Below are 10366 nucleotides of genomic sequence, written 5' to 3'. Positions count from 1 at the left end.
TAAAACCAACAGGATATTTAACTGTTTAACGATGTTTTCTTGATCCTTAAGATCATTGCTATGGTGCTCATTTGGATAAAAAGGTGCATGGCATGGCGCATTTGCTGAAGTCTTTTGTATAATCTTAAAAAACTTTAGGAGAAAATCGTGGCCGAGAATTTAGTTGGCAAACCGATAAAGTCAGCGGTAATTGTGTCAAAAGTTTATAAAAGACAGGTATCCGGAGCCATATATGAAATTGCCTCCTTATTAAAAAAATTAGGTGTTGAGGCATATCTTGATCAAAATACCTCGGTAGGATTCAATATTCCTGATATACCATGCTTATCGCGTAAAGCTATAAAAGAAAAAGATTTGATTATTGTGGTAGGCGGTGACGGATCCGTTTTAGGAGCTGCGCGTACTCTTGTTGATCTTCAAGTTCCGGTTCTTGGAGTAAATCGCGGTCATTTAGGCTTACTTACTGATGTAAGCCCTGCAGATCTTGAAGAAGCGTTGAATAAAATTGTGCGGGGACGCTATACGAAAGAAGAGCGCATGATCCTTGATATGCGCGTATTTCGTCAAGATGAAGACGGCGCCGGTGAACTTATCGGACAGTCTCTTGCTACTAATGAGACAGTTATTCATTCGGGCATGATGGCGCATATGATGGTTTTTAAAGTGACGATTGACGGAACTTACATGTATACGCTGCGCGGTGACGGCATAATCGTCAATACTCCTACAGGATCAACTGCTTATTCATTGTCAGCAGGCGGTCCTATCGTGGAGCCTCATCTTGACGTTCTGTCCTTGGTTCCGATGTTTCCGCAGTCGCTTAACTGTTCGCCTATCATTATTCCCGGCAAATCTACGGTGCGAATTGATTTTGCTTGCAAGGACGATTGCGTCGAATGGGTTAATATCAACTGTGACGGTCAGGTGACGGTAAGAGCTGATACCAAATGTTCGGTACTTATAAGACAGCATAAGACCCCGCTTATTTTAATTCATCCTGAAGGATACGATTATTACAGTATTTTGCGTCAGAAGTTAGGCTGGGGACAAAGTCTTATTTAGGAAACAACTTAATTTAATGTTTAATAAGGGCATGCTTTTTAATGTTAGAACAACTGTGGGTAAAGAATTTAGCTTTAAGCTCAAGTCTTGAAATTGATTTTGAACGCGGAATGATTGCGGTAACGGGAGAAACCGGCGCTGGTAAGTCTTTAATTATCGATGCGTTAAGCTTAGCGTTAGGCGGAAAAAGCAGCAGTTCAATGATAAGGAACGGAAAGGACAGACTTGAGGTTAGTGCGACATTTTCTTTAAAAGATTGTCCGAAGGCTTTAGAGAAAGTTAATGCTTTAGATCTTGAAAATGGGGAGAACACGGTTGTTTTACGCAGAGTTATAGCAAGAGACGGCAGATCTAAGGCTTACATCAATGACAGACCGAGTGTGCTTGCCAATGTTAAAAGTCTTGCCGGTGATTTGGTGTCAATTCATGGACAGCATGAAAGCGTGAAACTGATGGATGAAGATGTACAGTTGTCGCTTGTAGATGTTTACGCAAAAGATGCTGAACTTTTGAAGTCGGTTAACAGTGCTTTTTATAAATACGCTAAATTGCGCAGTGAACTTAATGAATTAGCGCAAAAACAAAGACAAGGCGCACTTGAGTATAAAAGCAGGCGCTATGATTTGGATTTGCTAAAAAAACTTGACTTAAATGCAGGCGATTATGAAAAACTGGAACTTGATTTTGATAAACAGATGCATTTAAGCAAATTAAAAGGAGTTTTGGGCACTGTCTATAATTTTATATCAGGTGATGAAACCGCCGTTTTAGGTAAGCTTAACTCTGTAAATGATGAGCTTTTAAAACTTATTTCTCTTGAGCCTAAATTAAAAGAAATAAATGAAGCATTGGAAAATGCTGCGTCATATCTTGATGACGCAAAGGAGCGAGCTTCTGATATTTTAAGCGGATACGATGAAATATCGACCATCGATTTAGAAGAAAAAATGTCTTCAATTCATGATTTGGCAAGACGTTTTGGTGTTTTGCCTCAAGAGCTTTATAAAGTTAGGGAAGAACTTGAAAACAGTATTGAAGAGTTTTTGTCGCTTAAAGAAAAAATCAATCTGTTGACTTTAAAAGTTAAAGAAGCACGTGATGAGTATGAAAGGCTTTCCGATGAATTAAGTGAGGTACGGGTAAAGGCTGCTCTTAAAATGGAGAAAGAGGTCAGTGAAAGGATTAAGAGTCTGGCAATGCCTGATGCCGTATTTAAAATCGAGATTGAAAAAAATATTGAAATAAAGCCGCAGCTTAACGGACGCGACAGCGCTAGATTCTTGTTTTCGGCAAATTTAGGACAAGAACCTAAAGAGTTAAAAACTGTGGCCTCGGGCGGTGAATTGTCCCGTCTTGCTCTTGCAATTGAAGTTTTGTCATCAGGCAAAAATTCAACCCCGACTCTTATTTTTGATGAAGTTGACAGCGGTATTTCTGGAAGAACTGCAGCAGCAGTCGGCAAGTTGTTGCATGAGCTTGGCAATGCCGTGCAGGTTATAGCTGTTACACATTTGCCGCAAGTTGCCGCAAGTGCGCATAGTCAGCTTTTGGTCAGTAAGTTTAATCGTGATGACGGTGTGGTTTCCGAAATTAAAACGCTGGATCATGCAGGTCGCGTTGAAGAAATATCTCGCATGATTGGCGGTAATGTCATTACTGAAGCCACAAGAAAAAGTGCCCGAGAGTTATTAGGACAGTTTAGCCGTGATTGAAATTGTTGATGTTACTGACAACGATTTAGTTGACATGGCAAGAATTGAGTCAGCTTCCATCGTTCACGAAAGTCGCTCTGACGGCTATGCGCCGAGTATTGAGGAGCTTATTTCTCTTTGGGGCAACAGATTTTTGTTTAAAAGCCATAAAGCTTATTTGTTAAAAGAAAACGGTGCGGCAAAAGGAATGATGGGAATGCAGCTGCCGCTCAAAAAGGGAATTATTACGGCTTTGTACATTGATCCGCAGTTTTTTCGCATGGGATACGGAAAACTTTTAGTGGCAAAAGCAGAACAGGTAGTTGTAGCAAACGGCGGAAATTCTCTGGTTGTTGAGGTACAAAAGCACAATTTTAGGGCACAAGAGTTTTATAAGAGATTACAGTTTGTTGAAACTAAAGTAAAATTTACACATCTTATAGAATTAAAAAAGGAGCTGGTTTAAATGCTTAAGGTCGGTATTGTCGGAATTAGCGGAAGAATGGGGCATGTCCTTTGGGATTGCTGTCTTGGCATGGATAGCCTTAAAGTCGTATGCGGTATTGATCGCAACACTGACGGTGTTCCGGTAGGATGCAATGTTGAAGTAGTTGAGAATGTAAACGATCTTAAGACCGTTCCTGACGTGTTTGTTGATTTCACTCGTCCTGATTGCTCTTTAGAAGTGTTGAATTTTGCCAAAGAGCATCATATAAGCTATGTTCTCGGAACTACCGGATTTAGTGAAACCCAAAAAGCCAAAATCAAAGAAGCTTCAAGACTTATTCCCGTAGTTTTTGCGGCTAATTTCTCAGTCGGAATTAATATTTTGTTGTCTTTAATAAAAAAGACCGCAGAAATTATGCAGGATGCCGATATTGAAATAGTTGAAGCACACCATCGTTATAAGGTTGATGCTCCGTCAGGAACTGCGCTTGCCATGGGTGAAGCGGCAGCTGCAGGACGCAATGTCAACTTAAATGATGTCATGGTGGCAGGACGCAACGGCGTAACCGGTGAGAGACAGTACGGAACTATCGGATTCTCGTCTATTCGCGGCGGTGATATTGTTGGTATGCATAACGTTATGTTCTGCTGTGACGGTGAAAGAGTTGAATTAAATCACGTGGCTTCAAGCCGTGCAACTTTTGCCCGCGGAGCTTTGCGTGCTGCAGCTTGGCTTGAGGGTAGAAAACCCGGACTTTATACTATGAATGATGTTTTATCTTTGCAAAAAGACTAAACGTCTTTAATTTCGTATTTTTAGTTGAAAAGCTCTCTTATATGGAAACAAGAGAGCTTTTTATTTTGGCGGGTATTAAGCGTTAAGCTTTAAAAGATTGTCGTTATCAAAATAATCAATCTTCATGGCACGGCGGACGTCACGCATGGTGTCTGCAGCAGCGTCTTGGGCAACTTTAGTGCCGGTTTGCAAGATATCGTAAACATCAGGAAGCTTTTGTTCCCACATTTTTCTTTTTTCAAGAATAGGGCGCAGCTCGGTCTGAATAACATTGTTCAAGAATTTCTTAACCGTCATATCACCAAGTCCGCCTCTGCGATAATGCTCTTTTAGTTCTTCAAGGCAATTATATTCAGGCAGGAATTCGGCAAAGTACTCATCTTTACAGAAAGCATCAAGATAGATAAACACCGGATTACCTTCTGTATGACCCGGATCGTCTTTCTTGATATGGGTCGGATCGGTAAACATTGACATAATTTTCTTCTTAATTACGTCAGGCTCATCGGATAAGTAAATGCAGTTGCCAAGAGATTTACTCATTTTTGCCTTACCGTCAATGCCTGGTAAACGCAGACATGCTTTATTGCTTGGCAATACGATTTCAGGCTCGACTAAGGTTTCACCGTATATTTCATTGAACTTTCTTACGATTTCACGGCATTGCTCGATCATAGGCTCTTGATCTTCGCCGACAGGAACTGTCGTGGCGCGAAATGCGGTGATATCTGCAGCTTGGCTTACCGGATAACTGAAAAATCCTAAAGGAATGCTTGCTTCAAAATTTTTCTGTTTAATCTCATTCTTTACGGTCGGATTGCGTTGGACACGTGCGACGGTAACGAGATTCATGTAGTAGAAAGCAAGTTCAGCAAGCTCTCTTACCATGGATTGGATAAAAATACATGATTTGTTCGGATCGATGCCGCAGGACAGATAGTCAAGAGCGACCTGCATAATGTTTTGACGAACTTTTTCAGGGTGTTCAGCGTTGTCGGTTAATGCCTGGGCGTCAGCAATCATGATAAAAACTTTATCGTAATTACCGGAGTTCTGTAAAGCAACGCGCTCTTTAAGGGATCCTACATAATGACCGACGTGGAGACGTCCTGTAGGGCGGTCTCCGGTTAAAATTATTTTGCTCATAAGTCTCTTCTATTTAATATTTTTTAATTTTGCTCGGATATCCTAAGGCCGTTTTTTATTGACGGCAGATAAAAAGAATAGGGTTAAATTAAACGAGCTTTTTTTTGCTGGGCATTACTATATCACAGATATAGCAAGCTTTTTGTATGTTAAAGGATATCGCTTAAAAATAATCGTTGTTTTGCGTTTTGAGATTTAGACAGGGAAATAATTTTGTTAAGAGACATATAAAATAAAACCCTTAATCAAAAATAATTAAGGGTCTTTCATTAAAAGCCGCAAGTTCATGCGGCTTTATAGTAAATTCTTTCTTATAAGGAAGAAAGAATACCGCCGTCAACAGCAATAAGCTGACCGGTGATAAAGTCAGCAGCCGGAGATGCGAGGAACAATACTGCACCTGCAACTTCTTCAGGCTTGCCCCAACGGCCGGCCGGAGTACGGTTGCAAATGAAGGAATTGAACTTCTCGTCTTCGATAAGCGGAGTGTTCATTTCAGTTGAAATGTAGCCCGGGATAACGGCGTTGGCCTGAATATTGTGCTTAGCCCACTCAATAGCGATAGCCTTGGTGAACATCTTGACGCCGCCTTTTGATGCTACATACGGAGAAATGGTCGGACGAGCAATTTCAGACATCAAGGAAGCAACGTTAACAATCTTGCCGCCGCCTTTTTTCTTCATCATCTCAAAGCAGTTCTGAGTGAGGAGGAAAGTACCGGTAAGGTTGATAGCGATAACCTTGTCCCAAGTCTCAATCGGCATGGTTTCAAGCGGTCCGCGGAGGTTGACGCCGGCGCAGTTTACCAAAATATCAATGCAGGCGCCGTCAGCTTTAATGCGAGCAAAAGCTTCATCAACAGAGGTCTTGGAACCGACATCGCAAGGAATTGCGTGAACGCGGCCTTCGTTGTTAACATCGATTTCCTTGGCTGCCTGTGCTAACTTCTCGGCATTGCGAGCCATGATATAAAGTGTTGCACCTTCTTTATAAAAGAGCTCGGAAATAGCACGGCCGATACCGCGGCTGCCGCCAGAGATAAGAGCTGTCTTGCCCTGTAAAATCATCTTAAATTCTCCTTAAGTATGCACTATTAATACATTTCATAAGCCGGATCGAGTACGGCTAAGTCGTAACGACGGCTTTCAGGTCTGAATGCGGCAAGGCACCATAAGTATGCGTTGCGGCATGAAGGGCTTGCGCAGGTCGGATGATAACCGCGCGGAGCGATAACCATAGATCCTGAAGTTACCGGATGTACAACAGCATCTTCAAGACCGCCTGAGTGCAGGTAGCTGATGTGGAAACCGCACTTTGGAGCCGGCATATCGAAGTAGCAATAAGCTTCTTCAAGATCTTTATCATGCTGGTGAGGAGGCCATGAAGTGTAAGCACCTACAGCACCCCAAGTAATACCGCAGATAAGACGTGAAGCTTTGGTATCAGGGTCAAGAGTGAAGCTTACTTCACGGCGGCCTAAGCCCTCACCGTGGATCTGGTGGATCTTGCCGATAGGAAGATCGGGATCGTAAATACGGAAGCTCGGCTCACCGATGCCGTCAAACGGAGCACCAGCAATGTAAATGATGCAGTTGTCAACAGCAGTAATCTTAGCACTGCATTTAGCCGGAAGATAGAAGGAATCGAAGCGTTTTAAATTTAAATCCTGAAATGGTGCTTCGGTCACAGTTGCTTTACCTTCAATGATTACCGGATGAATCTCCAAGGTGTCGGAGCCAACGGTATAGCTCTGACCCGGAGTTAAATTCAAGCGGAACATATTGATGGCTTTGCAGTCAGCTTTTCCGGCAACGATTACTTCATGGAAACCGTTAGTATCCGGGGACTGGAATTTCCAGTCATGAAGTCTGTCGCGAGTCTCTTTATCTAACATAATTCATTCCTATTAAATTAAAGCGGTGCTGAACCAAGGTACGAGCACGATTAAGAAGAATACGAAGTTAAATCCGATGAAGAACGGAATTTCACCCTTAGCGATATCACCCATCTTCATGTGAGTTACAGAAGAGGCTGCAAACAAGTTAACGGCAACAGGAGGGGTCATGGTTCCGATAACGTTGGAGATGGAAACGATAAGACCAAAGTGAATGACATTGATTCCAAGGCTTTCGGCAACCGGCCAAAGTAAAGGTACGAGCAATACGCAGGTAGCAATACCCTCAAGGAAAGTGCCGAAAATCAACAGAATGAAAGCAACGATGAGGCAGTAGGCCCAAGCGCTTAAATGCATTGAGTTGATGAAGTCGATAAGTTGCTGTGAAATGCCTGCATAGGTGAAGAGCCATGAGAATGCGGTTGAGGTTGCAATAATGAAAAGAACCATTGCTGAGCCTTTGCCTGAAGCAATGATTACGTTCATGAGATTGCTCCACGGCAACTCACGGTAAATGAGCACGCCTACGATAAAGGAGTAAATAACGGCAACGGCTGCAGATTCGGTCGGGGTCAAGATACCTGAGTAAATACCGCCTAACACGATGACCGGAAGCATTACTGCAAGACCTGCGGACCACAAAGCTTTGGTAAATTCGCCAAGGCTTAAGCGTTTGTCTGATTTAGGCCAGTTCTCTTTCTTTGATAAGAAAGCGCAGATAACGAACAGGACAACCATGATCATGATGCCTGCGACGATACCGCCCTTGAAGAGGTCACCGATGGAGCTTGAAGTAATGGTACCGTAAACAACCATGATGATTGACGGAGGAATAATCGGACCTAAGCCGCCGGCTACAGCTAATAAACCTGCTGAGCGTTTTTCAGGATAGCCGCGTTTTACCATTTCAGGATAAAGCATGGCACCAATAGCGATAACGGTTGCAGGAGCGGAACCTGACAATGCGGCAAAGAAGGCGCATGAGATAACCATTACATAGAAAAGACCGCCTCTTACGCCGCCGACGATTGAGTTTGCAAGTTCAACGATACGTCTTGAGATACCGCCTTCGGTCATTAAGTTACCAGCTAAAACGAAGAACGGAATTGCCATAATTGATGAAGAGTCGATAGCAGTAAAAATACGCTGTGCGACTACGACAACCGGCATGTCGATGTAGAAGAGGGTAATGGCAGTTGCTACACCTAATGCCAAAGCAATAGGTACGCTTATAATAAGCATTATGATGAAGCTGCCGAAGAGAATTAAACCAGTCATTTATTTGCTCTCTTTAGTAGGAATAGGAGTTTTAAGCATAGTTATCAGAGATAGAATCTGCACTACAACAATGGCACCGAAAGAAATTGGTAAGGCAAGGTAAGGAATTACCATCGGGATGCCCAATCCGGCAGAAACCTGTCCTGAATTAATTTGAGTCTGGACGATGGTTAAAGAGGTTACAAAAATCATAATTGAGAAGCCAATTACGATTAGTTTTACAATTAATTGAAGAATGCGGCGTGCAGCTGGAGAGCATTTGTCAATGACAGCACTGACGGAAATCTGAGAACCGTCACGCAGACCGGCTTCAGTAGCAAGCAAAGTCATGTAAACCATGCAGTAGCGGGCAAGTTCGTCGAACCAGGAAATACTGGCACCGATTAAGTTACGGTTTACAACCTGAGCAAAAGCTGCGAGCGACATTACGATAAAACATAATGCAATAATGCCGTTCTCGCATTTATTCAGAGTTTTTCCTAAAGATTCCATTATTTTCTTTCCATTTAAAATGAGGGCGCCTAGGTGCCCTCATATTTAGTTAACTTTCAAAAGAAATTATTTTGCTGAAGCTACAGCTTCTGCAACGGCATCAACCCATTCCTGCGGAACGTTGGCACGGAGCTTTTCAACTTCAGGGAGAACCTTAGCCTTCATGGCTTCACGATCGATATCGTAGAACTGAACGCCGAGTTTCTTAAGTTCTGCAGTTGCGTTGTCATTGATTTCCTGAAGGTTCTTTCTCTGCCACTCGACAGCGATCTTCATGGCTTCTTCTACCTTAGGCTTTAACTCATCTGGGATCTTCTTCCATGCACGATCAGAAACACCGACCAAGATATAGGTGAACTGGTGCTTGGTATTGGTTACGTTCTTGATGACTTCGTAGTAACGGTTGATGAGCATGTTGCCGACTGCGTTTTCGCAGGCGTCAATAGTGCCCTGCTGTAAAGCGGTGTACTGCTCGGTAGCAGGCATCGGGGTAGCGATTGCGCCGACAGCGTTAAAGGCAGCGATCTGCATCTTGTTTTCCATGGTGCGGATCTTTACGCCCTTGAAATCATCAACTGACTTAATCGGATCCTTGGAGAAAGTGTCACGGAAACCGGACTCAAGCCAACCGATGATATGAATGCCCTGGGCTGCGGCTTTCTCAGCAACTAACTGACCGAGTTTGCCGTCAGCTGCAGCGTGAGCCTGCTCAACGGTATCGAAAAGGAACGGCTGATCGAGCAATACCATCTCAGGGATGAACTGTGACAAAACGGTGTTTACTACGGTAACCATGTCCATGGTTCCCATCTGAGCGCCTTCGTACATTTCACGCTCGCCGCCCAAGGTTCCGCCGGCTAAAACTTTAACCTGGACCTTGCCGTCGGTTAAACGTGCGCACTCATCGGCAAACTTCTGACCGCCCATAGCATAGCTTGATGAGGCAGGATCAACGAAGCCTAATCTCAAAGTGATAGTATCGTCGGCAAAAGCACCGGTGCTGGTGAACATAGCGGCAGCAACGGCAGCAGCAGTAAGATACTTCTTAAATGATTTCATATCTATCTCCCTAAGAGGCAATGAAAAAATCTTGCATACAATAAAAAATTAAAACAGGATCAACTTTCCCGCATAATTTATTTATGAATATAGTTTGCACTTTCGTTTTTTGAAAGTTTATTCATTAAAAAATGTAGGACTGATCATAAAAATAGAAAAGATTTTGCTTCTTTCATCAGATCTGTTTTAATTGGAAAAATTTCAGTTAAATAGGAAATTTGCATAAATATGCTTATAAATCAGATTAAACTGGTATGTAAGATTTCTAAAAATTTTAAGGTGATCAGACAATTTTTATTCATTTTTACGCTGTTTAAACTTATAAAACTATGTGTTCAATTTAATAAATTTAGTAATATTTTTATTATAAATAATACGTTAATTTAGTATAACTAGGATCCAAGTTTAGAATCATCTTACATACAAGGATTTTTGATGTTTTTACATAATAAGAAAAAGAGGTATGTTTGTTCAAATTCATTAAGTTGAATGCCTTTAATG

At 42.3% G+C, this 10366-nt stretch carries 10 protein-coding genes; 4 read left to right on the top strand and 6 right to left on the bottom strand.

The annotated features are described in order from the left end of the window. Window positions 1–147 precede the first annotated feature (147 nt). From HMPREF9444_RS08925 to dapB, 4 genes are read left to right on the top strand one after another with little or no spacing between them, the layout of a single operon-like run. Complete coding sequence (locus HMPREF9444_RS08925) at window positions 148–1062, top strand: NAD(+)/NADH kinase (protein WP_009144099.1); 915 nt, start codon at window positions 148–150, stop codon at window positions 1060–1062. Window positions 1063–1103: 41 nt separating this feature from the next. Next, window positions 1104–2774: a DNA repair protein RecN gene (recN, locus tag HMPREF9444_RS08920; RefSeq protein ID WP_009144098.1), complete on the top strand. Its 1671-nt coding sequence runs from the start codon at window positions 1104–1106 to the stop codon at window positions 2772–2774. After that, window positions 2767–3219 carry a GNAT family N-acetyltransferase gene (locus HMPREF9444_RS08915; RefSeq protein ID WP_009144097.1) on the top strand — a complete coding sequence of 151 codons (453 nt, stop codon included), beginning with the start codon at window positions 2767–2769 and terminating at the stop codon, window positions 3217–3219. The genes recN and HMPREF9444_RS08915 overlap by 8 nt, the downstream gene beginning before the upstream one ends. Beyond that, window positions 3220–3996, top strand: coding sequence for a 4-hydroxy-tetrahydrodipicolinate reductase (dapB, locus tag HMPREF9444_RS08910; protein WP_009144096.1), 777 nt, complete (start codon window positions 3220–3222; stop codon window positions 3994–3996). It begins immediately after the preceding gene. Between the two features lie 75 nt (window positions 3997–4071). Here dapB and trpS read toward each other — a convergent pair whose 3' ends face one another. The 6 genes from trpS to HMPREF9444_RS08880 all read right to left on the bottom strand — a co-directional run bounded on the left by trpS (window position 4072) and on the right by HMPREF9444_RS08880 (window position 9865). After that, window positions 4072–5142: a tryptophan--tRNA ligase gene (gene trpS / locus HMPREF9444_RS08905; RefSeq protein WP_009144095.1), complete on the bottom strand. Its 1071-nt coding sequence runs from the start codon at window positions 5140–5142 to the stop codon at window positions 4072–4074. Window positions 5143–5453: 311 nt separating this feature from the next. Next, on the bottom strand, window positions 5454–6209 hold the full coding sequence (locus HMPREF9444_RS08900) for an SDR family NAD(P)-dependent oxidoreductase (protein WP_009144093.1): 756 nt from the start codon (window positions 6207–6209) through the stop codon (window positions 5454–5456). A gap of 26 nt (window positions 6210–6235) precedes the next feature. After that, window positions 6236–7036 carry a 5-deoxy-glucuronate isomerase gene (locus HMPREF9444_RS08895; protein WP_009144092.1) on the bottom strand — a complete coding sequence of 267 codons (801 nt, stop codon included), beginning with the start codon at window positions 7034–7036 and terminating at the stop codon, window positions 6236–6238. Window positions 7037–7048: 12 nt separating this feature from the next. Continuing rightward, a complete protein-coding gene (locus HMPREF9444_RS08890; protein ID WP_009144091.1) occupies window positions 7049–8314 on the bottom strand; it encodes a TRAP transporter large permease in 1266 nt (421 codons plus the stop codon). Further along, window positions 8315–8806, bottom strand: a complete 492-nt coding sequence (locus HMPREF9444_RS08885; protein ID WP_009144090.1) for a TRAP transporter small permease — start codon at window positions 8804–8806, stop codon at window positions 8315–8317. A 66-nt stretch (window positions 8807–8872) separates the two neighbouring features. Then, complete coding sequence (locus tag HMPREF9444_RS08880; RefSeq protein ID WP_009144089.1) at window positions 8873–9865, bottom strand: TRAP transporter substrate-binding protein; 993 nt, start codon at window positions 9863–9865, stop codon at window positions 8873–8875. Between the last annotated feature and the right edge of the window lie 501 nt (window positions 9866–10366).

Origin of the sequence: Succinatimonas hippei YIT 12066, from assembly GCF_000188195.1 — a bacterium.
Taxonomy (GTDB): Bacteria; Pseudomonadota; Gammaproteobacteria; order Enterobacterales; family Succinivibrionaceae; genus Succinatimonas; species Succinatimonas hippei.
Note: the sequence above shows the minus strand (reverse complement) of the source record. Positions and strands in the feature narration are given on the sequence as shown.

Excerpts from the sequence above, each read along its gene's own strand:
- HMPREF9444_RS08885 (WP_009144090.1), bottom strand. The coding sequence starts at position 8,806 with ATGGAATCTTTAGGAAAAACTCTGAATAAATGCGAGAACGGCATTATT.
- HMPREF9444_RS08890 (WP_009144091.1), bottom strand. The coding sequence starts at position 8,314 with ATGACTGGTTTAATTCTCTTCGGCAGCTTCATCATAATGCTTATTATA.
- recN (WP_009144098.1), top strand. The coding sequence starts at position 1,104 with ATGTTAGAACAACTGTGGGTAAAGAATTTAGCTTTAAGCTCAAGTCTT.
- HMPREF9444_RS08900 (WP_009144093.1), bottom strand. The coding sequence starts at position 6,209 with ATGATTTTACAGGGCAAGACAGCTCTTATCTCTGGCGGCAGCCGCGGT.
- trpS (WP_009144095.1), bottom strand. The coding sequence starts at position 5,142 with ATGAGCAAAATAATTTTAACCGGAGACCGCCCTACAGGACGTCTCCAC.
- dapB (WP_009144096.1), top strand. The coding sequence starts at position 3,220 with ATGCTTAAGGTCGGTATTGTCGGAATTAGCGGAAGAATGGGGCATGTC.
- HMPREF9444_RS08880 (WP_009144089.1), bottom strand. The coding sequence starts at position 9,865 with ATGAAATCATTTAAGAAGTATCTTACTGCTGCTGCCGTTGCTGCCGCT.
- HMPREF9444_RS08895 (WP_009144092.1), bottom strand. The coding sequence starts at position 7,036 with ATGTTAGATAAAGAGACTCGCGACAGACTTCATGACTGGAAATTCCAG.